The 25,922-nt window shown below is 64.9% G+C and carries 22 protein-coding genes; 16 read left to right on the forward strand and 6 right to left on the reverse strand.

Annotation, left to right across the window (positions count from 1 at the left end; translation table 11 throughout):
* Positions 1-2: 2 nt before the first annotated feature.
* Positions 3-938, reverse strand: a complete 936-nt coding sequence (cpaB, locus tag ACWKWX_RS04775; protein ID WP_483827127.1) for a Flp pilus assembly protein CpaB — start codon at positions 936-938, stop codon at positions 3-5.
* A gap of 322 nt (positions 939-1,260) precedes the next feature.
* Between cpaB and ACWKWX_RS04780 the strand changes: the two genes are divergently transcribed.
* The 4 genes from ACWKWX_RS04780 (at position 1,261) to ACWKWX_RS04795 (ending at position 3,817) form a co-directional block, all read left to right on the forward strand.
* Positions 1,261-1,461, forward strand: coding sequence for a Flp family type IVb pilin (locus ACWKWX_RS04780; protein WP_416422241.1), 201 nt, complete (start codon positions 1,261-1,263; stop codon positions 1,459-1,461).
* Between the two features lie 77 nt (positions 1,462-1,538).
* A complete protein-coding gene (locus tag ACWKWX_RS04785) occupies positions 1,539-1,952 on the forward strand; it encodes a response regulator (RefSeq protein WP_416422240.1) in 414 nt (137 codons plus the stop codon).
* A gap of 194 nt (positions 1,953-2,146) precedes the next feature.
* On the forward strand, positions 2,147-2,440 hold the full coding sequence (locus ACWKWX_RS04790; RefSeq protein WP_416422238.1) for a hypothetical protein: 294 nt from the start codon (positions 2,147-2,149) through the stop codon (positions 2,438-2,440).
* A gap of 39 nt (positions 2,441-2,479) precedes the next feature.
* The gene (locus ACWKWX_RS04795) at positions 2,480-3,817 is read left to right on the forward strand and encodes an MATE family efflux transporter (RefSeq protein ID WP_483827128.1); all 1,338 of its coding nucleotides are present in this window, start codon (positions 2,480-2,482) and stop codon (positions 3,815-3,817) included.
* Between the two features lie 33 nt (positions 3,818-3,850).
* Here ACWKWX_RS04795 and ACWKWX_RS04800 read toward each other — a convergent pair whose 3' ends face one another.
* The 5 genes from ACWKWX_RS04800 to ACWKWX_RS04820 all read right to left on the reverse strand — a co-directional run bounded on the left by ACWKWX_RS04800 (position 3,851) and on the right by ACWKWX_RS04820 (position 9,083).
* Positions 3,851-4,693 carry an alpha/beta hydrolase gene (locus tag ACWKWX_RS04800; RefSeq protein ID WP_483827129.1) on the reverse strand — a complete coding sequence of 281 codons (843 nt, stop codon included), beginning with the start codon at positions 4,691-4,693 and terminating at the stop codon, positions 3,851-3,853.
* 36 nt (positions 4,694-4,729) lie between these two features.
* Positions 4,730-6,643: an arginine decarboxylase gene (gene speA / locus ACWKWX_RS04805; RefSeq protein ID WP_483827130.1), complete on the reverse strand. Its 1,914-nt coding sequence runs from the start codon at positions 6,641-6,643 to the stop codon at positions 4,730-4,732.
* Between the two features lie 139 nt (positions 6,644-6,782).
* Complete coding sequence (locus ACWKWX_RS04810) at positions 6,783-7,154, reverse strand: translation initiation factor Sui1 (protein WP_416422234.1); 372 nt, start codon at positions 7,152-7,154, stop codon at positions 6,783-6,785.
* Between the two features lie 300 nt (positions 7,155-7,454).
* Complete coding sequence (locus ACWKWX_RS04815; protein WP_483827131.1) at positions 7,455-7,985, reverse strand: NUDIX hydrolase; 531 nt, start codon at positions 7,983-7,985, stop codon at positions 7,455-7,457.
* A gap of 3 nt (positions 7,986-7,988) precedes the next feature.
* Complete coding sequence (locus ACWKWX_RS04820) at positions 7,989-9,083, reverse strand: DUF2333 family protein (protein WP_483827132.1); 1,095 nt, start codon at positions 9,081-9,083, stop codon at positions 7,989-7,991.
* Between the two features lie 244 nt (positions 9,084-9,327).
* On the opposite strand from ACWKWX_RS04820, the gene ACWKWX_RS04825 reads away from it, so the two are divergent.
* The 12 genes from ACWKWX_RS04825 (at position 9,328) to ACWKWX_RS04880 (ending at position 25,917) form a co-directional block, all read left to right on the forward strand.
* On the forward strand, positions 9,328-10,941 hold the full coding sequence (locus ACWKWX_RS04825) for a diguanylate cyclase (RefSeq protein WP_483827133.1): 1,614 nt from the start codon (positions 9,328-9,330) through the stop codon (positions 10,939-10,941).
* 170 nt (positions 10,942-11,111) lie between these two features.
* Positions 11,112-12,887: a protein-disulfide reductase DsbD gene (locus ACWKWX_RS04830; RefSeq protein ID WP_483827134.1), complete on the forward strand. Its 1,776-nt coding sequence runs from the start codon at positions 11,112-11,114 to the stop codon at positions 12,885-12,887.
* Between the two features lie 446 nt (positions 12,888-13,333).
* A complete protein-coding gene (accB, locus tag ACWKWX_RS04835) occupies positions 13,334-13,795 on the forward strand; it encodes an acetyl-CoA carboxylase biotin carboxyl carrier protein (protein WP_483827135.1) in 462 nt (153 codons plus the stop codon).
* 17 nt (positions 13,796-13,812) lie between these two features.
* Positions 13,813-15,174: an acetyl-CoA carboxylase biotin carboxylase subunit gene (gene accC / locus ACWKWX_RS04840; protein WP_416422228.1), complete on the forward strand. Its 1,362-nt coding sequence runs from the start codon at positions 13,813-13,815 to the stop codon at positions 15,172-15,174.
* A 234-nt stretch (positions 15,175-15,408) separates the two neighbouring features.
* On the forward strand, positions 15,409-16,287 hold the full coding sequence (gene prmA, locus ACWKWX_RS04845; RefSeq protein WP_473005230.1) for a 50S ribosomal protein L11 methyltransferase: 879 nt from the start codon (positions 15,409-15,411) through the stop codon (positions 16,285-16,287).
* Between the two features lie 40 nt (positions 16,288-16,327).
* Positions 16,328-17,569 carry a DUF3426 domain-containing protein gene (locus tag ACWKWX_RS04850; RefSeq protein WP_483827136.1) on the forward strand — a complete coding sequence of 414 codons (1,242 nt, stop codon included), beginning with the start codon at positions 16,328-16,330 and terminating at the stop codon, positions 17,567-17,569.
* A gap of 245 nt (positions 17,570-17,814) precedes the next feature.
* A complete protein-coding gene (gene dusB, locus ACWKWX_RS04855) occupies positions 17,815-18,828 on the forward strand; it encodes a tRNA dihydrouridine synthase DusB (protein WP_455924176.1) in 1,014 nt (337 codons plus the stop codon).
* Positions 18,825-19,145, forward strand: coding sequence for a DNA-binding transcriptional regulator Fis (gene fis, locus ACWKWX_RS04860; RefSeq protein ID WP_008368706.1), 321 nt, complete (start codon positions 18,825-18,827; stop codon positions 19,143-19,145). The genes dusB and fis overlap by 4 nt, the downstream gene beginning before the upstream one ends.
* Before the next feature lie 79 nt (positions 19,146-19,224).
* Positions 19,225-20,832, forward strand: coding sequence for a bifunctional phosphoribosylaminoimidazolecarboxamide formyltransferase/IMP cyclohydrolase (purH, locus tag ACWKWX_RS04865; protein WP_416422224.1), 1,608 nt, complete (start codon positions 19,225-19,227; stop codon positions 20,830-20,832).
* A gap of 138 nt (positions 20,833-20,970) precedes the next feature.
* Complete coding sequence (gene purD, locus ACWKWX_RS04870; RefSeq protein ID WP_416422223.1) at positions 20,971-22,257, forward strand: phosphoribosylamine--glycine ligase; 1,287 nt, start codon at positions 20,971-20,973, stop codon at positions 22,255-22,257.
* A 126-nt stretch (positions 22,258-22,383) separates the two neighbouring features.
* Complete coding sequence (locus ACWKWX_RS04875; protein ID WP_483827137.1) at positions 22,384-25,158, forward strand: response regulator; 2,775 nt, start codon at positions 22,384-22,386, stop codon at positions 25,156-25,158.
* Between the two features lie 162 nt (positions 25,159-25,320).
* Positions 25,321-25,917 carry a MarC family protein gene (locus tag ACWKWX_RS04880; protein WP_416422221.1) on the forward strand — a complete coding sequence of 199 codons (597 nt, stop codon included), beginning with the start codon at positions 25,321-25,323 and terminating at the stop codon, positions 25,915-25,917.
* Positions 25,918-25,922 lie beyond the last annotated feature (5 nt).

The raw sequence follows: 25,922 nt of genomic DNA on the forward strand, positions 1-25,922 counted from the left end.
ATTCAGGGCGTTTGCGCAGTGGCCTGGTTGGCAGGCTGGTTGCCGCGTATCACTTCCATGCCGCGCCGGGCGGGGCTTTCGCCCTGCGCCATACGCTGCGGTGTCGGGTTGCTCAAGGCAAGTTGGCTGAACTGCAGCAACTGCCGGTTGGTACTTTCCACCGCGGGCGCCGCGTCGTCCTGGTTGGCCCAATAGCGAGCCAGGCGCTTTTCCTCGGCGCTGCGCACGGCCAGGCGCAAGGTGCCAGCCTGGGCCGCCAGCATCAGCCGGCTGACCAGGGCTTGCGGCACCGCCAGCACAACGGTGCGCGCGCCTCGGGTGTTCTTGCTGTCATTGGCCGCGCCCGGCGAGGCCGGGTGCCCATCGTTCGCCAGGCCAAGCTGATCGCCGATGCTCAATACTCGTACCGCAGGGATCACCACCTGTGCCGAGGCCGCTGGGTTGCTCTGTTCCTGGCGCAGGTACAGCATCACGTCCACATAGTCGCCAGGGGCCATTTGCCCGGCGGCGCCAATGACCTCATCCACGGCCACGGCCAGCGCGCGTTCGTCAGGGCGGATCATGCGCGCCAATGGGCCGCCCGGGCTGAAGGCGTCGTCGCTTAGCCAGGTACCGGCGGGCAACGCACGCCAGGTTGAGCGGCCCACGACCTTGTCGACACTGGCGAAACTGCCCGGCGGGGCAACGCGAACACGCTCCACGGCAAGGTCTGCAGCCGTGAGAGGGGTATAGGGCGGTACTTCGTGCGCCAGCACCACCAGCGGTTGCAACAGGTCCGGCGGCGCTGGCGCAGGTGCCGGCTCGGCAGCCACCGGTTCGGCCACCACCGGCGCGGGGGGAGGCACGGCAGGCTTGCTGAGCACGATGCCCCAATACCCGGCTACCAGTGCGCCCACCAAAAAAAGGCCGGCCAGGATCATCGTGAATCGACTACTCATCGAGGGCGCCTCCTTATGCCTTTAAACCGTCTGCCTTCCGAAGTCTGGCCATGCGCCGGTGTTAAGTGCGTGAAACTATTTCGCTATTTCAAGGTAGTAGAGGTAGGACGAAACGCCATTACTGGGACGAACAAAATCACCGCAAACGTTGGCGGGTTGTAAAAACAACGACTTGTTGACGCGGAACCGCGAATACCTACTTTAGTACTAACGCTTTCTTACAGTTGTGGGCCGTCAGGATGTTGTCGATGCTGCTGTGGAAGGGAACTACGTCGCAAAAACTGAGGTAGCAGCGTTCGCACAGCGCTAAGGAGAGGTTCGCATGTCCTTCATGAAACTCATGGTCAACGCGCAGATCCGCATCAGCAAGTTCATGCGCGACAAAGAAGGCGCCTCGGGTATCGAATACGCAATCATCGCTGCCATGGTCGCGGTTATCATCATTGGTTTCAGTAGCAGTATCCAGGGTGGGATCACTGCCATCTTTACTAAAATCCAGGCTGCCCTGCCCTCTGGCTCCTGATGTTCTACACTGATCAGCACATGACATGATCAACGTGGCCGCCTACTCATGACTTCACCCGGCATCAGGTATTTCCTATGAGTCCCTCCCCACCCCCACGCCAACAACTGCTTCTCGTGGATGACGAAGAGGACGCACTGCTGGAACTCGCCGAGTTGCTCGAAGGCGAAGGTTTCTGCTGCTTCACGGCGACCTCGGTCAAGCTCGCCCTGCACCACCTCACTCGCAACCCCGACATCGCACTGGTGATCACCGACCTGCGCATGCCGGAGGAAAGCGGCATGTCGCTGATCAAGCGCCTGCGCGAACACACCTCGCGCCAGCACTTGCCGGTGATCGTCACTTCGGGCCACGCCGACATGGAGGACGTCAGCGACATGCTGCGCCTGCAGGTGCTGGACCTGTTCCGCAAGCCCATCTACCACGTGCGCCTGCTGGAAACCCTGAACAACCTGTTCCCCGAGCCGAAAATCCACCTGGTCGGCCATTAGAGCTGTCACCGCAACCACTTCTTACCGCCTGTAGCAGCTGCCGAAGGCTGCGTCACGCCCTGACGCAGCCTTCGGCAGCTACTACGGGTCGGCGCGTTGCGCATCATCCGGCTACGATGTAGTTGAACTTGGTGCCGTTGGTCGTGCCCAAGGCTCTGGCCGGCAGCACGCCGGTAATCGATCGGGAAACACACATGCACGCAGACGGTTTTTTCGAATGGCTGGGCCAGGCGCTGGGCGCCATCATTCGTTTCGTGGTCGACAGCCTGGGCTGGCTGTTCAACCTGCTGGCCCACGCCGGCGGCAATTTCGTCGACGGCCTGTCGCGCACCCTGGGCATGGACGCCTCGCTGATCAGCATCATCGCCCTGGTGATCGGCCTGATGTTCCTGTATTCGGCCTTGCGGGCGTTCATGCGTGCCTCGATCTTCCTCGGGGTGATCTGGTTGATCCTGGGCCTGTGGCTGCTGAGCTGGATCATTCACTGACGCCAATCAGGTAGGATGGCGGGCCCGCAAGGAGCCTGCATGAGCACACTGCTGAACGACTGGCGCGACCGCCCCACCCACCGCCGGGTGTGGGCCCTGGCCGCGCCGATGATCCTCTCCAATATTTCCGTGCCGCTGGTGGCGCTGGTCGATAGCACCGTCATCGGCCACCTGCCCCACGCCCATCAACTGGGCGCGGTGGCCGTGGGCGCCAGCCTGTACGGCTTCCTGGCCTGGGTGATGGGTTTCCTGCGCATGGGCGCCACCGGCTTCGCCGCCCAGGCCGCCGGGCGCAACGATGGCGCCGGGCTGCGCCAGGTGCTGGCTCAGGGCCTGATCCTGGCGCTACTGTTTGCGCTACTGCTGTGGCTGCTGGCCCTGCCCTTCAGCCACCTGGCCCTGAGCCTGATGCAACCCTCCGGGGCGCTGGCGCAAAGCACCCAGGCGTTCTTCCAGGTGCGCCTGCTGGGCCTGCCGGCGGCGCTGGCCAGCTACGCGCTGGTGGGCTGGTTCCTGGGCACCCAGAACGCCCGCGCGCCGCTGGCGATTCTGCTGGTGACCAACATCACCAACATCATCCTCAACCTGTGGTTCGTGCTTGGCCTGGGCTGGGGCGTGATCGGCTCGGCGTGGGCTTCGGTGCTGTCGGAGTGGTTGTCGGTGGCCATCGGCCTGGCGCTGACCCGCCCGGCGCTGCGGGCCTACCCCGGCCAGGTGGCGTGGGCGGCGCTGCGGCGGTGGCGGAACTGGCAGCCGATGCTGGTGGTGAACCGCGATATCTTCCTGCGCAGCCTGGCCCTGCAACTGGTGTTCTTCCTGATCACCGTGCAGGGCGCGCGCCTGGGCGATGCCACCGTGGCCGCCAATGCGCTGCTGCTCAATGGCCTGATGGTCACCGCCTACGCCCTGGACGGCCTGGCCCACGCGGTGGAAGCCCTGTGCGGCCACGCCATCGGCGCCGGCCAGCGTGACGAACTGCGCCGCTCCATGACCGTGGCCTGCGGCTGGTCGCTGCTGGCCAGCGTCGTCTTCGCGCTGGTGTTCCTGTTTGGCGGGCACCTGTTCATTGCCGCGCAGACCAATATCCCCAGCGTACGCGCGACCGCCGACATCTACCTGCCGTACCTGGCGGTGCTGCCGTTGATTGCGGTGGGCAGTTATTTGCTGGACGGGCTGTTCATTGGCGCCACCCGCGCGCGGGAAATGCGCAATGCCATGCTGTTGAGCGTGGCGCTGATGCTGCCAGTGGGGGTGGTGACCATGGGCTGGGGCAACCATGGCTTGTGGCTGAGTTTCCTGTTGTTCATGGCCCTGCGCGCGGTGACCCTGGGCGTGGTCGGTTGGCGCCTGCACCAGCGCGACGGCTGGTTTAACTGACGGCCCGTGGGAGCTGGCTTGCCAGCGAGATTTTCAGGGTCTCGAAGAACTCGCTGGCAAGCCAGCTCCCACAAAGGCAACCACATCGGGTAGCACCGGGGCCAGCCAGCGCAGCGGCTTGGCCAGACTGCCCACCAGGGTGACGTGGTTGATGCGGTCGTAGTAGAAGTCCTGCACCGGCACGCCCAGCGCGCGCAGGCGCCCGGCCAGTTGATGGGTGTTGCGTTGCGGGTTCACCAGGCTGTCACTGTTGGCGGCAATCAGCAGCGCCGGCGGCGCGCTGGCGCTCAGGTGGTTGATGGGCTGGGAATCGGGCGGCTCGTGCGGGGCGAAGAACACCGGCTTGGCCTCGGGGTTTTCGATGGGCAGGAAGTCATAGGGCCCGGCCAGGCCGATCCAGCCATGCAGGATGGCTGGAGTCAGGCCCTCGGCCGCCAGCCAGCGCGGGTCCAGCGCCAGCATCGCAGCGTTGTAGGCACCCGAGCTGTGGCCCATCAGGAAAAAGCGCTGGGGGTTGCCGCCGTAGTCGCCGATGTGGCGGTAGGCCCAGGCCACTGCCGCGGCGTTGTCCATGAGAAACGCCGGGTAACGCACCTGTGGATAAAGCCGGTAGTCGGCCACCACCGCCACGATGCCCTGGGACGCCAGCGCCTCGCCGACGAAGCGGTACTGCTGGCGCGAGCCGCTGTTCCAGGTGCCCCCATAGAAAAAAACCACCACCGGATGATCCGGCAGTGGTTTCAGAGGCTGGTAGATGTCGAGCATCTGCCTGGGGTCGGGGCCGTAGGCCACCCCCGCGGTCAGCCGGTAGCTGTCCGAGGGGGTGACGCAGTCCACCAGTTTCAGCGGCGAGCAGGCTGCCAGGGCAGCCAGCATCACGCCGCCCAGGACTGCCAGCAGCCCCTTCACCGGTTACGACGACAGGTACGAGGAACGGGTCAGGCCCAGGCGCAGTGCGTCCAGGTACTGGGTGCGTTCACGCGGGCTGATCTTGGCGCTGGCCACCTTGTCGCGGTAGTGGTTCATCAGCTCCTCGGGCGACAGGTGCACGTAGCGCAGCATGTCCTCGATGGTGTCGTGGGTCTCGATGCCGGCGCTGTAGGCGCTGCCGTCGGCGTTCTGGTAGATGTTCACCGAGTCGGTGTCACCGAACAGGTTGTGCATGTCGCCAAGGATTTCCTGGTAGGCGCCCACCAGGAAGATGCCCAGCAGGTAGTCCTCGCCTTCGTTGACCGCGTGCACCGGCAGGCTGGTCTCGATGCTCTGCTCGTCGACGTACTGCTTGATCTTGCCGTCGCTGTCGCAGGTCAGGTCCTGCAGCACCGCGCGGCGCATGGGCTCTTCGTCCAGGCGGTGCAGCGGCAGGATCGGCAGCACCTGGCCGATGGCCCAGGTGTCGGGCAGGCTCTGGAACACCGAGAAGTTGCAGATGTACTTGTCGGCCAGCTTGTCGTTGAGCTCGTCCAGCACCATGCGGTGCGAGCGCTGGCGGGCTTTCAACGAGTTGTGCAGGCGGCGGCACACGGCGAAGTAGCACTGTTCGGCCAGGGCCTTCTGCGCCAGGGTGATCTTGCCGTCGGCGTACTGGGTGGCCACGTCGCTCATGTAGTGCGTGGCGCGCCAGTAGGTCTCGGTGACCATCTCGATGTCGGTCGGGCCCAGCAGGTCCACCAGCCACTGCACGGTCTCGGGCAGGCTTTCCTTGTCGAGGATTTCCGGCACTTCGTCGTTGTGCTTCTCGACGTCGGTCACCTGCACCACCAGCATGGCGTGGTGCGCGGTCAGCGAGCGGCCGCTCTCGGAGAAGATGTGCGGGTGCGGCAGGCCCTGGGCGTCGCAGAACTCCTTGAGCATGCCCACGACCACGCCGGCGTAGTCGTCCATGTCGTAGTTGATGGAGCTGGCGTTGCGCGAGTGGGTACCGTCGTAGTCCACGCCCAGGCCGCCGCCCACGTCGATGTGGTCAACCGGCAGGCCCAGGGCGCGCAGTTCGCCGTAGTAGCGAATGGCTTCCTTGAAACCGTGCTGGTAGTCGGCCAGGTTGGCGATCTGCGAGCCCATGTGGAAGTGCAGCAGGCGGATGCCGTCGTCCAGGCCGGCGGCGCGGAAGCGCTCCACCACCGAGATCAGCTGGGCAGCCGAGAGGCCGAACTTGGACTTCTCGCCACCAGTGTCGGCCCACTTGCTGGAAGCCAGGGACGACAGGCGCACGCGCAGGCCTACCTGCGGCTTGACCTTGAGCTCGGCGGCCTCTTCGATCACCAGGCCCACTTCCGATTCTTTCTCGATGACGATGAAGACGTTGTGGCCCAGCTTCTGGCCCATCAGCGCCAGGCGAATGAATTCGCGGTCCTTGTAGCCGTTGCAGACGATGGTGCCGCCCTTCGGCGCCAGGGCCAGCACGGCCAGCAGCTCGGGCTTGGAGCCGGCTTCAAGGCCGATGGACACGTCCTGGGTGGCGATGATGTTTTCCACCACCGCTTCCTGCTGGTTCACCTTGATGGGGTACAGCGCGGTGTACTTGCTCTGGTATTCCAGGCGCTCGATGTTGGCATCGAAGGCGCCGGTCAGCTGGCGCACGCGGTCCTGCAGAATGTCCGGGAAGCGCACCAGCAAGGGCAGCGACAAGCCGCTCTTGCGCAGTTCGTCTACCTGTTCGAACAGGTCGATGGGCGCGCTTTTCGGCCCATTGGGACGCACTTCCACGCGCCCGGCCTCGTTGATCGCGAAGTAACCGGCCCCCCAATGGCGTATCCCATAAACGCTGCGGCTGTCCGCAACTGTCCATTGGCTGCCATCGTCTTTGCGTGTGCGTCGTACGGACATCGAAGTCCCCTATAGAAAGTCAGAATCCACCGGTAATTCGGCCGGTGCAGTGTAATAAGCGAAGATGACGATTACCTGCCAGTGCAGGGTAGACCCTGCTGGCCGCGTCAAGTTTAGAAATGGCAATGCGTGGGGCTGGTCAGCCGCCAGACTTTTTGGCCTTGAAACCCTGCTTGACCAGCTCGGCGAGCAGCAGCTCGACGTGGTCGCCCTGGATTTCAATCACGCCATCCTTCAGCGCGCCGCCGGTACCGCAGCGGCGCTTGAGGGTGGTGGCCAGTTCCTTGAGGTCGTCGGGCGCCAGCGGGACGCCGGTGATGGTGGTCACCGTCTTGCCGCCCCGGCCCTTGCTTTCACGACGCACACGGGCAATCCCGTCACCTTCGGGGATGACGGTCTGCTTGCAGATGCAGGCATCCATGGGTTGACGACAGTCCGGGCAATGCCGGCCAGCATCGGTGGAGAACACCAGGCCGCCGAGAGCGGCGAAGGATGTGGTTTTCTTGGCCACTGGCAATCCTCAGTTGAGGACGAAAAAACTGGCCGGCGCACAGGGCGGGTTCCGACCGCGAAGCCCCACTCAGGCAGGGGCAGCGCTACTGCGCCATGGGGATGGCTGCAGCTTGAAAAGGTCGCGCAGTGTAACGGCAAATGCAAGGCTTGCTAAGTGCCAAAACGCGCCATTTATCAAAGGATTCGCGACGTCCATGACCATTGAATGTGGGAGCGGGCTCTGCCCGCGAAAAGCACACCGCGACCTGTCATGGAATATGCGGTGCCATTTTCGCGGGCAGAGCCCGCTCCCACGGGGTCAAGGCGCGACTACGCGTTGCAGGGCCACCAGGGAATCGGGGCAGTAGGGGCGGGTCTCGCTTTCGGCCAGGGCCTGGGCCACGGGGATGAATTTCGCTTCCAGCACTTCCTCGGGCTGCACGTTCAACGGCCCGTCCCACACGGCCGAGAACACCGCGCACCAGGCACGGTTGCCGGGCTGGTCGAAGAAGAACTGGCCGTGGGGCGTCAACGGCACGCCGGCCACGCCCAGTTCCTCGTGCAGCTCGCGGGCCGCCGAATCGGCGTAGCTTTCGCCGGCGCCGACCATGCCGCCCGCGGCCACGTCCCAGTAACCGGGGTACACCGCCTTGCTCAATGTGCGCCGATGCACGCACAGCTCGCCGGTGGAGTTGAACAGCAGGATGAAGGTGGCGCGGCCGATCAGGCCGCGCTCGCGCAGTTGCTGGCGCGGCAGGGCGCCCAGCACGTGGTCCTGCTCGTCCACCCAGGCGATGGCCTCGGCGTCGGAGGCGGCGCGGTGCGCCGCTTCTTTATCGGAGTACGACATCCGTCACCCCTGGGACAGCAGTTGGCGAAGGTCGATCACCGCGGCGTTGGCGCGAGAGATGTAGTTGGCCATCACCAGCGAGTGGTTGGCCAGGATGCCGAAGCCGCTGCCGTTGAGGATCATCGGGCTCCAGACCGGCTCCTGCGAGGCTTCCAGCTCGCGGATGATCTGGCGCACGCTGACGGTGGCGTTCTTCTTCGCCAGCACGTCGGCGAAGTCGACCTCGATGGCACGCAGCATGTGCGACAGCGCCCAGGCCTGGCCGCGGGCTTCATAGAAGACGTTGTCGATCTGCATCCACGGGGTCTCGACGATTTCCTCTTCCAGCTGCGGCGCCTGGCCCGGCACGATGGTCTCGGTCTTGGAGGTGGTGTTGAGCTTCACCCGGCCAACGCTGGCCGACAGGCGCTGGGACAGCGAGCCCAGGCGCGTGGCGACGTCACCCAGCCAGTTGTTGAGGTTGTCGGCACGCGGGTAGAACAGCGCGCCGGTCTGGTTGGGGTCGGACAGGCGCGCCTGGTAGCGGCTCAGGGAATTGATGCCGTCCTGGAACTCGGACTCGCTGGACGGCCAGATCCAGCTCTTGTTGTCGAAGTTGAACTTGGGCTCGGCGCGCACCAGGTCGGCGTCTTCAGCCGACTGCGACTGGGAACGGGCGAAGTCCTTGCGCATGGCCCGGGTCAGGTCGCGCACCTGCACCAGCACGCCGTATTCCCAGCTGGGCATGTTGTCCATCCACAGCCCAGGCGGGAAGCGATCGTTGGAGATATAGCCACCGGGCTTGTTCAGCAGGGTGCCGGCCACGGTCTTGAGGGTTTCCACGGTGGTGTAGCCCACTACCATCTTGTGGCCTTCGCGGGCGGCGGCTTCCTGGGCATGCTGCTGCACCGGGAACAGCGCCGGCTCCTCGCTCCAGTACCAGCCCAGCAGGCCGGTGACCACCAGGTACAACCCCACCACCGTCAACAGCGCGCGGCTGACCAGCAGGCCGCCCAGGTAGCTGCGGGGTGCGGCCTTGGCGGGGCCATTGCTGTTGCTGTCGGCGGGCTCGCGCGGTTCGCCCTTGCCTTTGCCTGTGCGGTTCTTCCAGTCCAGCATGGCTATATCCTTTCGATCACTGAATTCAAAGGTTCGACCGCAAGCCCTTGGCATCGTGCCAGTGGGGCTGTCGATCCTGGGTGCACTATAAAGGATGCGACGCCGCAGGCATAAGCGACTAGCCAGTCATTAAATGAATACACAAACCGAAGGGTTATTTTCCGGATGACAGTCGCGTGAAAGGAAATGAGTGCTAGCATAGAGCCACTATCGAGTCGCAGCACCCCCAATAAGTAGTCAGGACATGACCGAAGCAGACGATCCCGGCCGCGAACGCCTCAAGCATCACTTTGCCCAGCGGGTCATCCATCAGGCCCGGCAGATCCTGGAAGTCTGGCAGCGCCTGCAGCGCAGCGAGTGGTCCAGCGAAGACCTGTGCGAGCTGAATGAGGCCAACCTGCGGCTGCTGCGCTTCGCCGAACGCTTCGAGCAACCCGAGCACGTCACCATCGCCCGCAGCCTCAACCAGGCCCTGCTGGCCGTGGAAGACAACCGCGGGCGCCTGAGCAGCGAACTGATTCACGAGCTCAACCGCCTGATGCAGCGCCTGTCGCGCACCGGCCTGCGCCATGGCGACGAGCTGGACCACACGCTGCTGCCACCGCTGCGCAAGCCGGTGTACGTGCTGCTGCAGGATGCCGAGCGCGGCGAGCGGCTGGCCACGCAGCTGGAATTCTTCGGCCTGCACGCCCAGGCCCTCGACAGCGCGGCGGCGTTCCAGGCCTCGATGCAGGAGTGCACGCCGGCGGCCATCGTCATGGACGTGGACTTCGGTGGCTGTGGTGTTGGCCTGCAGTTAGCGGCCCAGGCCCAGGAAGGCCAGGAGCCGAGGCTGCCGCTGTTGTTCTTCAGCCTGCTGGACACCGACACCCCTACCCGCCTGGCCGCCGTGCGCGCCGGTGGCCAGGAGTTCCTGACCGGGGCGCTGGAGGCCTCCAGCCTGCTGGAGAAAATCGAGGCCCTGACCTGCGTGGCCCAGTACGAGCCGTTCAAGGTGCTGGTCATCGATGACTCCCGGGCCCAGGCCATGTACACCGAACGCCTGCTCAACGGCGCCGGCATCGTCACCCGCACCCTCACCGACCCCATCGGCGCCATGGCCGAGCTGGCCGATTTCCAGCCCGACCTGATCATCCTCGACCTGTACATGCCGGCCTGCACCGGCCCGGAGCTGGCCAAGGTGATCCGCCACAACGACCGTTACGTCAGCGTGCCGATCATCTACCTGTCGGCCGAGGATGACCTGGACAAGCAGCTGGACGCCATGAGCGAGGGCGGCGACGACTTCCTGACCAAGCCGATTCGCTCGCGGCACCTGATCACCACCGTGCGCAACCGCGCCTCGCGGGCGCGCAACCTGAAGTCGCGGATGGTGCGCGACAGCCTCACCGGGCTGTACAACCACACGCATATCCTGCAACTGCTGGAGGACTGCGCCTTCCGCGCGCGCCGCGAGGCCAAGCCGCTGAGCTTCGCCATGCTCGACATCGACCATTTCAAGAAGGTCAACGACAGCCACGGCCACCCCATGGGCGACCGGGTGATCAAGAGCCTGGCGCTGTTCCTCAAGCAACGGTTGCGCAAGACCGACTTCATTGGCCGCTACGGTGGCGAGGAGTTCGCCATCGTCATGCCTGACACTGACCTTGCCGCCGCCCACGACGTGCTGGACGAGATCCGCCAGCGCTTTGCCGAGATCCACTACCCGGCGCAGCCCCAGGACCTGCGCTGCACCTTCAGCGCCGGCGTGGTGCAGATGGCCGCCGACAGCGACAGCCTGAGCATGGCCGCCCAGGCGGACGAGGCGCTATACCGCGCCAAGGGCGCCGGCCGCAACCACGTGCAAACGATTTCGTAGCAGCCGATGTTTTTGTGGGAGCTGGCTTGCCAACGAGTTTTCACGGCCTCAACAGCTCGCTGGCAAGCCAGCTCCCACAAAGGCTGCGACACGGCAGGTAACAACCCTGTCACCTGCACGGCCACCCTCGCTGGGCTATGATGCGCAGACTTTTGTGTTGCGAGATTGCCATGCGCCGCCTGCTTTGCCTTCTGTTACTGGTGCTGACCCTGCCCGCCATGGGCGCCAGCCTGCTGGACAGCCGCCCCAGCGCCACCCTGGGCAGCGCCCTGAACAACAGCAGCGATTTCCTGCCGGTGCACCAGGCGTTCCAGCTCAACCTCAGCAAGACCACGCCCGAGGCCATCACCCTGCAGTTCGTGGCCACCGATGGCTACTACCTGTACCGCCACCGCTTCGCGTTCAAGCCCACGCCTGCCGACATCAAGCTGGGCGCGCCGCAGATCCCCGACGGCGAGAAGAAACACGATGAATATTTCGGTGACGTCGAGGTGTACCACGGCATCGTCGAGATCACCCTGCCCCGCGACCCCAAGGACACCCGCCCCTTAACCCTCGCCGTGACCTACCAGGGCTGCGCCGACAAGGGCCTGTGCTACCCGCCGGAAACCGAAAAGCTGGCCATCGACGGCGGCGCCAGCGCGCCCGCCGCGGCACCTGCCAGCACCCCGGCCAAGGGCTGGGACTGGAAGGAACTGCTGCTGTACCTGCTGGGCGGCATCGGCCTGACCTTCACCCCCTGCGTGCTGCCCATGCTGCCGATTCTCTCGGCGGTGGTGATGCGCGGGCAGACCAGCCGCCTGCGCCGCTACAGCCTGGCGCTGGCCTATGTGCTGCCCATGGCCCTGTGCTTCGCCCTGCTGGGCGCGCTGATGGGCCTGTTCGGCGCTGGACTCAACCTGCAGGCACGCCTGCAGTCGGCCTGGGTGCTGGGGCCGTTCGCGCTGTTCTTCGTGCTGTTCGCGGTGTCGATGTTCGGCGTGTTCGAGCTCAAGCTGCCGGCCGCCCTCACCCACCGCCTGGACCGCATCGCCGGCAACACCCAGGGCGGTTCGCTGTGGGGCGCGGCGGTGATGGGCGTGCTCTCCAGCCTGCTGGTGTCGCCCTGCGTATCCGCCCCCCTGGCCGGCGCGCTGCTGTACATCAGCACCACCGGCGATGCTTTGGGCGGCGCCTTGAAACTGTTCGCCCTGGGCCTGGGCATGGGCATTCCGCTGATGCTGGTGGCCATTGGCGGCGTTACCTGGCTGCCGAAAAGCGGGCCGTGGCTGGTGGTGGTCAAGAACGCCATCGGCGTGCTGCTGCTGGGCCTGGCCATCGGCTTGCTCAGCCGCGTGCTGCCAGGCCCGGTGACGCTGGTGCTGGTGGGCCTGCTGGCGGTCGGCGTCGGCCTGTTCCTGGGCGCCCTGGAATTTGTCTACAAGGCGCCGCGCCAGCGCCTGGCGCAACTGCTGGGCCTGCTGTTGCTGGTGTACGGCCTGGCCTGCTGGTACGGCGCGCTCAGTGGCCAGGGGGACCCGCTGCGGCCCCTGCCGGCGCCGGCGAATGCCCTTGCCACCCCTGCAACTGCCAGCACCTGGCAGACGGTCACCACCCCGGCGCAACTGGACCAGGCCCTGGCCGCCGCCAGGCAGGCCGGCAAGCCACTGGTGCTGGACTGGTACGCCGACTGGTGCATCAGCTGCAAGGTCATCGAGCACGAGGTGCTCACCGATCCGGAGGTGAAGGCGCGCCTGGCTGGCTACCAGCAGGTGCGTTTCGATGTCACCGACAGCAACGCCGAACAACGCGCCCTGCTGGACCGCTACAAGCTGTTCGGCCCCCCTGCGCTGATGTTCTTTGCCGCCAACGGCGACGAAATCCACGAGGCCAAGGTGATCGGCGAGATCAATGCCGCCGATTTCGTCGGCAAGATCGCCATCGCCGACGGCAAAAAGGCGCCATGACCCGCCAGGCCGGAGCAATTCCGGCCTAAATGACCGTCAATAGCAATTTAGTCACAAATTTCAGGCGAACATCGGGCAACGTGCTGGCTATTGTGCTTGACTGGACAGTCGTTGCCCCGTTGCGGCATAGTCACCCCGCCAGCACCCACTGGCCCATGCAGGGAGCCCGCGAATGAAGATGATCCACCGGTTTTCGCTTGAGTTGCCCTTGGTATCAACGCAAAACGTGACGCGCCGCCAAGAGTGAGCATCCCACTCTTCGACGTGCGATTGTCCGACAGGCCATTCGTAGAAATCTTTGCCATCGCCCCGGCACGGCCTCACGGCCACCGGGGTGATCAGCGACCTTGGCGCCAGCGCACACGCAGACTGGCTGGGAGGTCGCCCTGGAACTGCTTGAAACACTACCTGAACGCCCCTGACCGACCCTTGGGAGTTGATGATTAATGGATATTCGCAAAGTAAAGAAACTGATCGAGCTGCTGGAAGAATCCGGTATCGACGAGTTGGAAATCCGTGAAGGCGAAGAATCCGTACGGATCAGCCGCCACAGCAAGACCCCAGCCCAGCAGTACTACGCGCCAGCCCCGGTTGCCGCGCCAGTAGCCGCCCCGGCTGCCGCTGCTCCAGCCGCCGCTGCCGCCGACGCGCCAGCCGCTGCACCGAAGCTGAACGGCACCGTTGCCCGTTCGCCAATGGTCGGTACCTTCTACCGCAAGGCTTCGCCAGCCTCGCCAGCCTTCGTTGAAGTCGGCCAGACCGTGAAGAAAGGCGACACCCTGTGCATCGTCGAAGCGATGAAGATGATGAACCACATCGAAGCTGAAACCAGCGGTGTGATCGAATCGATCCTCGTGGAAGACGGCCAGCCGGTTGAGTACGACCAGCCGCTGTTCACCATCGTTTGAATCGCGGAGAGCCAACGATGTCCCAACCTGCGAAATTGGAAAAAGTCCTGATTGCCAACCGCGGCGAAATCGCCCTGCGGATCCTGCGCGCGTGCAAGGAAATGGGCATCAAGACTGTCGCCGTCTACTCCAAGGCCGACAAGGAGCTGATGCACCTGGGCCTGGCAGACGAATCCGTTTGCATCGGTCCGGCACCGGCTGCGCAATCCTACCTGCACATCCCGGCGATCATCGCGGCCGCCGAAGTGACTGGCGCCACCGCCATTCACCCAGGCTACGGCTTCCTGGCTGAAAACGCCGACTTCGCCGAACAGGTGGAGAAATCCGGTTTCGCCTTCATCGGCCCGAAAGCCGACACCATTCGCCTGATGGGCGACAAGGTATCGGCCAAGCACGCCATGATCGAGGCTGGCGTGCCTACCGTTCCAGGTTCCGACGGCCCGCTGCCGGAAGACGAGGAAGAAGCCCTGCGCATCGGCCGTGAAGTCGGCTACCCGGTGATCATCAAGGCCGCCGGTGGCGGTGGTGGTCGCGGCATGCGCGTGGTGCACAAGGAAGAAGACCTGATCGCCTCGGCCAAACTGACCCGTACCGAAGCCGGTGCTGCGTTCGGTAACCCGATGGTGTACCTGGAGAAGTTCCTGACCAACCCACGCCACGTGGAAGTGCAGGTGCTGTCCGACGGCCAGGGCCACGCCGTGCACCTGGGCGACCGCGACTGCTCGCTGCAGCGCCGTCACCAGAAGGTACTGGAAGAAGCGCCGGCCCCGGACATCGACGAAGAAGCTCGCAAGATGGTCTTCGCCCGCTGCGTCAAGGCGTGCATCGACATCGGCTACCGTGGTGCCGGTACTTTCGAGTTCCTGTACGAGAACGGCGCGTTCTATTTCATCGAAATGAACACCCGCGTCCAGGTAGAGCACCCGGTATCGGAAATGGTCACCGGCATCGACATCGTCAAGGAGATGTTGAGCATTGCGGCCGGCAACCCGTTGTCGTTCACCCAGGATGACGTCGTCATCCGCGGTCACGCCCTGGAATGCCGTATCAACGCCGAAGACCCGAAGAACTTCATTCCTAGCCCAGGCACGGTCAAGCACTTCCACGCCCCAGGCGGCAACGGCGTTCGCGTCGATTCGCACCTGTACAGTGGTTATGCCGTCCCGCCGAACTACGATTCGTTGATCGGCAAGCTGATCACCTACGGCAAGGATCGCAACGAGGCCATGGAGCGCATGCGCAACGCCCTGGACGAGATCGTGGTTGACGGGATCAAGACCAACATCCCGCTGCACCGCGACCTGACCCGCGACGAAGGCTTCTGCAAGGGTGGCGTGAACATCCACTACCTGGAACACAAGCTGGCTGCCCAGAAGTGATCCACGGTTGTAGATAGCTGCACCAGAAACCGGCCCCAGTGGCCGGTTTTTTATTGCCTGCGCCCCGGGCGCCGCCGACGCAGCCTGCGGCAGCTGCTACGCGAAATCTGTAGCCGCTGCCGCCAGGCTGCGCTGGCCAGCCTGTGCCCCGGAGATTTTCAGCGAGGCACAGCTTTTGCCTGCGCGCTCTAGTAAACTGCCCCGCTTTAGTTCCCGATTCCAAAGGTACCCGCCATGCCCTGGCTACAAGTCCGTCTGGCCATCAGCCCAGAACAAGCCGAAACCTACGAAGACGCCCTGCTGGAAGTCGGCGCCGTTTCGGTCACCTTCATGGACGCCGAAGACCAGCCTATCTTCGAGCCAGAGCTGAACACCACGCCGCTGTGGACCCACACCCACCTGCTGGCGCTGTTCGAAGCCGACGCGGAGCCGGCCAGCGTGTTCGCCCACCTGCAACTGCTGACCGACGCGCCGCTGCCCGAGCACCACGCCGAAGTCATCGAGGACCAGGACTGGGAACGCAGCTGGATGGACAACTTCCACCCCATGCGCTTCGGCCAGCGCCTGTGGATCGTGCCAAGCTGGCATGCGGCCCCCGAGCCTGGCGCGGTGAACCTGCTGCTGGACCCGGGCCTGGCCTTCGGCACCGGCACCCACCCCACCACCGCGCTGTGCCTGGAATGGCTGGACGGCCAGGACCTGGCCGGCTGCAACGTGCTGGACTTCGGCTGCGGCTCGGGCATCCTGGCCATCGCCGCGCTGCTGCTGGGCGCCGAGCACGCCGTGGGTACCGACATCGACGTGCAGGCGCTCGAAGCCTCGCGTGAAAACGCCGGGCGCAACGGCGTGGCCGAAGACAAATTCCCGCTGTACCTGCCTGAAGACCTGCCGCAAGTGCAGGCCGACGTGCTGGTGGCGAATATCCTCGCCGGCCCACTGGTGTCGCTGGCGCCGCAACTGAGCACCCTGGTGAAGAGCGGTGGCCGCCTGGCGCTGTCGGGCATCCTCGCCGAACAGGGCGAGGAAGTGGCTGCCGCCTACGCCGCCGACTTCGACCTGGACCCTATCGCCAACCGCGATGGCTGGGTACGCATCAGTGGTCGCCGCCGCTGAGACGGCCTAGAATGCCTGTCTGCATAAACCGGATCCGCGCATGACCGACAGTTTCGTCACCCAGTGCCCCCATTGCCAGACCAGCTTCCGCGTCAGCCACAATCAGTTGAGTGTGGCCCGCGGGGTTGTGCGTTGCGGCGCCTGCCTGCAGGTGTTCAACGCTGCCCGCCAGCTGCTGGAGCAAAGCACCGGCCAGCAGCAGCCCGCCGCCCCCGAACCGGCCCCTGCGGCCCCGGACCGGCGCGCCACGCCTATCAGCCTGCGCGAGTGGTCAGCCAACGAACTGGACCTGGACAAACTGGACCTGGACGGCGAACTGGCACGCCTGGAACAGCGCGAAATCCAGCCGGCCAAGGCCTTCCGCGACCAGCCGGGCCGGGAAGAGTCCTTCAGCGCCAGCCGCGACGAAGCGCTGGACGAGTGGCACGACCAGCCGTTCGGCACCCATGCCGACGAGGAAGAGCTGCACGAGGACGACCCGGCACCGCCGATCATCGAGCGCGACCCGCCGCTGGACGAAGCCCCTGCTGCCCCTGAGGCGCGTACCGAGCCTTCGTTGACCCTGGCGCCCATCGAGGCCAGCGAGCCGGGCATTGGCGCCCTGCATGCCGACGATGACGTGCCGGCCAGCCAGCGCCTGTCCGCACTGGATGCCGACGACGAGGACGACGAGCCTCGCGAAGCCCCGGTGCGCCAGGGCAAGCAGAAGCACGAGCGCAGCGAGCCGAACCTGCGCGACGCGCCGCTGCTGGACCTGGTGGACGACCCGCTGCAGCTGGACTGGCAGAAGCGCCGCACGCCCTGGGGCAAGCGCCTGCTGTGGCTGGCCCTGACCCTGGCCGCCGCCGCGGCGCTGGCCGGGCAGTACGTGTGGTACCACTTCGACGAGCTGGCCCGCCAGGACCAGTACCGCCCGTGGTTCCAGCAGCTGTGCCCGAGCGTCGGCTGCACGGTGCCGTCCAAGGTCGACATCGACAAGATCAAGAGCAGCAACCTGGTGGTGCGCAGCCACCCGGACTTCAATGGCGCGCTGGTGGTGGATGCAATCATCTACAACCGTGCGGCGTTCTCCCAGCCGTTCCCGCTGCTGGAGCTGCGCTTCGCCGACCTCAACGGCCACCTGATCGCCAGTCGTCGGTTCAAGCCCGGCGAGTACCTGTCCGGCGAGCTGGCCGGGCAGGACGAGATGCCGCCGCAGACGCCGATCCATATCTCCCTCGATATCCTCGATCCGGGCCCGAAAGCCGTGAACTATAGCCTCAGCTTCCGCTCCCCCGAGTAGCCGGCACCCCGCCGTTTCCAGGCCTTGTGGGAGCTGGCTTGCCAGCGAGCTTTTCATCAGCCCCAAAAGCTCGCTGGCAAGCCAGCTCCCACAATTTAGACGCTTCAGGGCAACCGAACGCTTGGGCATAAGCCAATAGTTGTTCAGATTTTATCCAAAACGATCTTTATCCGGTCACCGAGAGCGGGTATTATGCCCACCCTTTTTCGAACTCTAATGATCCGGCCCCACAACAGGGAACACCTATGTCGGCGGTACGCATCGGCCCATATACATTGAACAACGCCCTGATCCTTGCCCCGATGGCAGGGGTCACGGACCAACCCTTCCGTCAACTTTGCCGACGGATGGGGGCAGGCCTGGTGGTCTCGGAAATGGTCACCAGCGACATGAGCCTGTGGAACAGCCGCAAGTCGCGCCTGCGCATGATTCACGAAGGTGATCCCGAGCCCCGCTCGGTACAGATCGCCGGCGGTGACGCGCAGATGCTGGCAGCGGCAGCACGGGCCAACGTCGAGATGGGCGCCCAGATCATCGACATCAACATGGGCTGCCCGGCGAAGAAAGTCTGCAACAAGGCGGCAGGTTCCGCTTTACTGAAAGACGAGGCACTGGTGCAGGAAATCCTGCACGCCGTGGTAGCCGCCGTCGAGGTGCCGGTCACCTTGAAGATTCGCACCGGCTGGGACCGGGCGAACAAGAATGGCATCACGGTTGCACGCATTGCCGAACAGGCAGGCATCAGCGCCCTGTCGGTGCACGGGCGCACACGCGCCGACCTGTATACCGGTGAAGCCGAGTACGACACCATCGCTGCCATCAAGCAGGCGGTGTCGATCCCGGTCTTTGCCAATGGCGACATCACCTCGCCGCAAAAGGCCCGGCAGGTCCTCGACGCCACCGGCGCCGACGGCCTGCTGATTGGCCGGGCTGCCCAGGGGCGGCCGTGGATCTTTCGCGAGACCGAGCATTACCTGCGTACCGGCGAATTGCTGCCGGCGCCGCAATTGAGTGAAGTGGAACAGATTCTGCTGGAGCACCTGGCTGCGCTGCACGCCTTCTATGGCGATGTGATGGGCGTTCGAATCGCCCGCAAGCACGTCGGGTGGTACCTGGCAACCTTGCCGGGCGCCAAGGAATTTCGCGCCCAGTTCAATCGTTTGGAAGATACGGAAGCGCAGTGCGCCAACGTTCGCCGGTTCCTCAGCGAATGTAACGAGAGCCCTGTGAAAGGGGACGGACAGGGGGTGGCCGCATGACGATGATGACCGAGACTTTAGTGAGTGGAACAACGCCCGTGAGCGACAACGTCAACTTGAAACAGCACCTCAACACGCCCAGCGAAGAGGGTCAGACCCTTCGTGGCAGCGTCGAGAAGGCGCTGCACAATTATTTCGCCCATCTTGAGGGCGCTGCCGTCACTGACGTGTACAACCTGGTGCTTTCCGAAGTCGAGGCCCCCTTGCTCGAAAGCGTGATGAATTACGTCAAGGGCAACCAGACCAAGGCCAGTGAGATGCTGGGCCTGAATCGCGGTACCTTGCGCAAGAAGCTCAAGCAATACGATCTGCTGTAAGCATGCATTCAAACCAGAAAAGGCGACCTGTCCAGGGTCGCCTTTTTTGCTGACTCCTCTGCTTTAGACGGAAATTGAAATGACCGACCAGACTACCCGCCTGCCCGTCCGCCGCGCTTTGATCAGCGTCTCCGACAAGACCGGTATCCTTGAATTCGCCCGTGAACTCGAAGCCCTGGGCGTCGAGATCCTGTCCACCGGCGGTACCTTCAAGCTGCTTGCGGACAACGGCGTTGCCGCAGTGGAAGTGGCGGATTACACAGGTTTTGCCGAAATGATGGACGGCCGGGTGAAAACCCTGCACCCGAAAATCCACGGCGGCATCCTGGGCCGTCGCGGCATCGACGACGCCATCATGAGCGAGCACGGCATCAAGCCGATCGACCTGGTCGCGGTCAACCTCTACCCGTTTGAAGCCACCATCAGCAAGCCAGGCTGCGACCTGCCGACCGCCATCGAGAACATCGACATCGGCGGCCCGACCATGGTCCGCTCCGCTGCCAAGAACCACAAAGACGTGGCCATCGTGGTCAACGCCAGCGACTACGGCCAGGTGCTGGAAGGCCTGAAAGCCGGCGGCCTGACCTACGCCCAGCGCTTTGACCTGATGTTGAAAGCCTTCGAGCACACCGCTGCCTACGACGGCATGATCGCCAACTACATGGGCACTGTTGACCAGGCCGCCGAAACCCTGAGCACCGAAGGCCGCAGCGAATTCCCGCGCACCTTCAACAGCCAGTTCATCAAGGCCCAGGAAATGCGCTACGGCGAGAACCCGCACCAGAGCGCGGCGTTCTACAAGGAAGCCAAGCCGGCCGAAGTGGGCATCGCCACCGCCACCCAGCTGCAGGGCAAGGAACTGTCCTACAACAACGTCGCCGATACCGACGCTGCGCTGGAATGCGTGAAGAGCTTCGTCAAGCCTGCCTGCGTCATCGTCAAGCACGCCAACCCGTGCGGCGTGGCCGTCAGCCCTGACGCCGAAGGCGGCATCCGCCAGGCCTACGAGCTGGCCTACGCCACCGACACCGAATCCGCGTTCGGCGGCATCATCGCCTTCAACCGCGAGCTGGACGCCGAGACCGCCAAGGCCATCGTCGACCGTCAGTTCGTGGAAGTGATCATCGCCCCGTCGGTCAGCGACGAAGCCCGCGCCATCGTTGCCGCCAAGGCCAACGTGCGCCTGCTGGCCTGCGGCGAGTGGTCGGCTGACCGCGCCGCTGCCTGGGACTACAAGCGCGTCAACGGCGGCCTGCTGGTGCAGAGCCGTGACATCGGCATGATCAGCGCCGACGACCTGAAGGTCGTGACCAAGCGCGCGCCTAGCGAGCAAGAGATCCACGACCTGATCTTCGCCTGGAAAGTGGCCAAGTACGTGAAGTCCAACGCCATCGTCTACGCCAAGAACCGTCAGACCATCGGCGTCGGCGCCGGCCAGATGAGCCGCGTCAACTCCGCGCGCATCGCCGCCATCAAGGCCGAGCACGCTGGCCTGCAGGTGCAGGGTTCGGTCATGGCCTCGGACGCGTTCTTCCCGTTCCGTGACGGCATCGACAACGCCGCCAAAGTGGGTATCACTGCCGTTATCCAGCCAGGCGGCTCGATGCGCGACGCTGAAGTCATTGCGGCTGCCGACGAAGCCGGCATCGCGATGGTGTTCACCGGCATGCGCCACTTCCGCCACTGATCGAAAGCAGGCGGTTGACGCTGCACTGAATGTGGGAGCTGGCTTGCCAGCGAGCTTTTGAGGCCCTGAAAAGCTCGCTGGCAAGCCAGCTCCCACAGTACAAGTGGAACCGCCCCACACAGAATTCGAGGTTTAGCTATGAACGTATTGATCATCGGCAGCGGCGGCCGTGAACACGCCCTGGCCTGGAAAGTTGCCCAGGACCCACGCGTCGAGAAAGTCTTCGTGGCCCCCGGCAACGCCGGCACTGCCATTGAAGCCAAGTGCGAAAACGTCGCCATCGACGTGCAGGCCATCGAGCAACTGGCCGACTTCGCCGAGAAGAACGTCGCCCTGACCATCGTCGGCCCGGAAGTGCCGCTGGTGGCTGGCGTCGTCGACCTGTTCCGCTCGCGCGGCCTGGACTGCTTCGGCCCGACCAAGGGCGCGGCCCAGCTGGAAGGCTCCAAGGCGTTCGCCAAGGACTTCCTGGCGCGCCACAAGATCCCGACCGCCGAATACCAGAACTTCACCGAGATCGAGCCAGCGCTGGCCTACCTGCGCGAGAAAGGCGCGCCGATCGTGATCAAGGCCGATGGCCTGGCCGCCGGCAAGGGCGTGATCGTCGCCATGACCCTGGCCGAAGCCGAGGACGCGGTGCGTGACATGCTGGCAGGCAACGCCTTCGGCGACGCCGGTTCGCGCGTGGTCATCGAAGAGTTCCTGGACGGCGAGGAAGCCAGCTTCATCGTCATGGTGGACGGCAAGAACGTCCTGCCAATGGCCACCAGCCAGGACCACAAGCGCGTCGGCAACGGCGACAGCGGCCCGAACACCGGCGGCATGGGTGCCTACTCCCCGGCCCCCGTGGTGACTGCCGACGTGCACCAGAAGGTCATGGACCAGGTCATCTGGCCGACCGTCAACGGCATGGCGGCCGAAGGCAACGTCTACACCGGCTTCCTGTACGCAGGCCTGATGATCGACAAGGCCGGCAACCCGAAAGTCATCGAGTTCAACTGCCGCTTCGGCGACCCGGAAACCCAACCGGTAATGCTGCGCCTGCAATCGAGCCTGGTGCTGCTGGTGGAAGCCGCCATGGCCCAGGCCCTGGACAAGGTCGAGGCCCAGTGGGACTCGCGCCCAAGCATGGGCGTGGTGCTGGCCGCTGGCGGCTACCCGGGCGACTACGCCAAGGGCGCCGTCATCGGTGGCCTGGACGCCGCTGCCCAGCTGCCTGGCAAGGTGTTCCACGCCGGTACCGCGCTGAAGGACGGCCAGGTAGTGACCGCTGGCGGCCGCGTGCTGTGCGCCACCGCCCTGGGCAACACCGTGGGTGAAGCCCAGCAGCAGGCCTACGCCCTGGCCGGCAAGATCGACTGGGACGGCTGCTTCTACCGCACCGACATTGGCTACCGCGCCATTGCCCGCGAAAAAGGCGAGTAAAAACCCCTGCCCTCCCCCTGAAGTACCGGGTTTTCCCCGGTACTTCAGGCCGTTCGACCACTAGCCCTACGCTTTCTCCGCCGCGCATAGTTATACTCAGTCATTAACCTTCGAAGGGATTTCGCTGTGCGCTGGCTCAGGATCGCCATTTCATCGATAGTCAGTGTGCTGACACTGCTCTGCGCGCACCCGGCTTTTGCCGAGTCCAGCAGTGGCTGGTCGGTATTGCTCGATGAACACGCGCGCCTGCAACTGAGCGACGTGCGCTCGGACCGCTACCAGAACCAGTTCAGCCCCCTCGAGCTCAGCCAGCTGGTGCCCAGCGGCCCCAATGCCGCCCAGTGGCTGCACTACCATTTGCCCCCTGCAGCCCATGAACAGGTGCTGCGCATCTACGCCCCCGACCTTGCCGACCTGGACTTCTACGTGCTGGACGGCGACACCGTCATCCGCCAGCAACGCAACGACGCCGGGCGGCCCGGAGGCGAGCCGTCGTTCGCCAACACCGACATCCTGCTGCCCGTGCCGGTCAGCCAGAAACCGCTGGACCTGTACCTGCGCCTGGCCTCCGAGCACCAGCTGCGCCCCAGCGTCAGCATGATGCCCGCCGTCAGCGCCGCCGCCGACCAGCGCCAGACCCTGATCATGGGCCTGCTGTTCGGCTGCCTGGGCATGCTGGTCATCCACAACCTCGCCCGCTACACCTACAGCCGCTCCAGCAGCAGCCTGTGGCTGGCCGGCGCCGAGACCCTGCTGACCCTGAGCGCGGCCATCCTGCTCAACCTCAGCGGCCCCTGGTTCGACACCTGGCATTCGCTGCGCACCACCGGCAGCTTCGTCACCCTGATGCTGGCGGCCATCTGCTGCCTGATGTTCACCCAGCGTTTCTTCGCCCCGCGCTCCACGCCGCTGATCGACCGCCTGCTGACCGCCGCCAAGCTGCTGATCGGCCTGAGCGGGCTGATGGTGCTGCTGATGGACGGCCTGCCGATCAACTCCATCACCTACGCCATGATGGTGGTCGGCGGCCTGGGCATGTTGCTTACCTCCGGCTACCACTGGCAGCAAGGCTACCGCCCGGCACGGCTGTTCACCTGCGCCATGCTGTTGCTCAACCTGGGCGTGCTGATCGTGCTGCCGGCCCTGCTGGTGCTCACGCGCACCCCGCCGCAGTGGCTGGTGCTGGGGCTGATGGCGGTGGGCGCGCTGACCGGGCTGATGCTCAACACCGCCCTCAGCGAGCGCCTGCGCTTCATCAGCGAGGACCGCTTCAGCGCCAGCCGCGAGCTGGCGGCCAGCAACGCCGAGGTCAACGCCAAGGCCGAGTTCCTGGCACGCATCAGCCACGAGATCCGCACGCCCATGAACGGCGTGCTGGGCATGACCGAGCTGCTGCTGGGCACGCCCTTGTCGGTCAAGCAGCGCGACTATGTGCAAACGATTCACAGCGCCGGCAACGAGCTGCTGACGCTGATCAACGAGATCCTCGACATCTCCAAGATCGAGTCCGGGCAGATCGAGCTGGACGACGTGCAGTTCGACCTCAGCGCGCTGATCGAGGACTGCCTGAACATCTTCCGTGCCAAGGCCGAGCAGCAGAACGTCGAGCTGATCAGCTTCACCCAGCCCCAGGTGCCGCAGGTCATCAGCGGCGACCCCACGCGCCTGCGCCAGACCCTCCTGGCCCTGCTCGATCACGCCCTGAAGAAGACCGACGAGGGCGAGATCCTGCTGGTGGTGGCTCTGGACCAGCGCAGCGGCGAACCACGCCTGCGCATCGCCGTGCAGGACAGCGGCGTGCCTATCCCGCGTGACGAGCGCGAGGCGTTGCTGCACAGCGAGCTGCACAGCAAGAACTTGCTGTCGGGCAACGAGGTGGGCGGCCACCTGGGCCTGGTCATCGCCCGCCAGCTGATCCTGCTGATGAAGGGCGAGTTCGGCATCAAGAGCGGCAGCCAGCAGGGCAGCACCCTGTGGCTGACCCTGCCGCTGGACCCCGAGCGCCTGGAGCACCCGACCCTGGACCTGGACAGCCCGCTGCGCGGCGCCCGCGTGCTGGTGGTGGACGACAACGACACCTGCCGCAAGGTGCTGGTGCAGCAGTGCGGCGCCTGGGGCCTGAACGTAAGCTCGGTGCCGTCGGGCAAGGAAGCCCTGGCCCTGCTGCGCACCAAGGCCCACCTGCGCGACTACTTCGACGTGGTGCTGCTCGACCAGAACATGCCCGGCATGACCGGCATGCAGTTGGCGGCGAAGATCAAGGAAGACCCCAGCCTGAACCACGACATCCTGATCATCATGCTCACCGGCATCAGCAACGCGCCGAGCAAGATCATCGCCCGCAACGCCGGGGTCAAGCGCATCCTGGCCAAGCCGGTAGCCGGCTACACGCTCAAGACTACCCTGGCCGACGAACTGGCCCAGCGCGGCCAGCACCCGGCCCAGCCAGCGCCGCTACCGTCGGTAGCGGCGACGGCGATTTCGGTGCCGGCGGACTTCCGCATCCTGGTGGCCGAAGACAACAGCATTTCCACCAAGGTGATCCGCGGCATGCTGGGCAAGCTCAACCTGTCGCCCGATACCGCCAGCAACGGCGAGGAGGCGCTGCGTGCCATGAAGGCCCAGCGCTACGACCTGGTGCTGATGGACTGCGAAATGCCGATCCTCGACGGCTTCTCCGCCACCCAGCAGCTACGCGACTGGGAGCTGGGCACCCAGCGCGAGCGCACGCCGGTGGTAGCGCTGACTGCGCACATCCTCACCGAACACAAGGAACGCGCGCGCCAGGCCGGCATGGACGGCCACATGGCCAAGCCCATCGAACTGTCGCAGTTACGCGAGCTGATCGAGCACTGGGTAGCCCAGCGCGAAATGGGCCAGGACCAGGCCAGCAATTCCTGAAACATTCCCCCCGTAGCAGCGGCCGCCAGACCGCGTCCCAGGAACCGAGCTGAACCCGGGGACGCAGCCTTCGGCAGCTGCTACGGGAAATACGCGAGGGTGGTGGCTGGGCGGCGCGCGCTATAGACTTTGCCATCGCCCACCCCTGCACGAGCCCAACCCATGCTTCAGACGTTGTTCAGCGTTTACCTCAAGATGCTGGTGCTCTACAGCCCGTTCTTCGTGCTCTCGTGCTTCATCGGCCTGTCACGCGGTTATTCGCTCAAGGAGCGCAAGCGCCTGGCGTGGAAGGTGGCGTTGGGGGTGCTGGTGTCCAGCGTGCTGCTGTACCTGTTCGGCCGGGTGATCTTCAGCGTGTTCGGCATCACCGCCGACGCCTTCCGCATCGGCGCCGGCAGCGTGCTGTTCATCTCGGCGCTGGGCATGGCCCAGGGCAAGTCGGGGGTGCAGACCGACAACGTGCAGCAGGACGTGACCATCGTGCCACTGACCATCCCCATCACCGTCGGCCCCGGCACCATCGGCGCCCTGCTGGTGATGGGCGTCAGCCAGCCGCACTGGGACGACAAGCTGATGGCCATCCTCAGCATCGCCCTGGCCAGCGCCACCGTGGGCCTGGTGCTGTACCTGTCCAACCGCATCGAACGGCTGCTGGGTGAACAGGGCCTGCAGATCGTCAGCCGGTTGATGGGGCTGTTCGTCTGCGCCCTGGCGGCGCAGATCATTTTTACCGGGATCAAGGGCTACCTGGTGTCGTGAACGGG

This window comes from Pseudomonas imperatae (assembly GCF_057128625.1).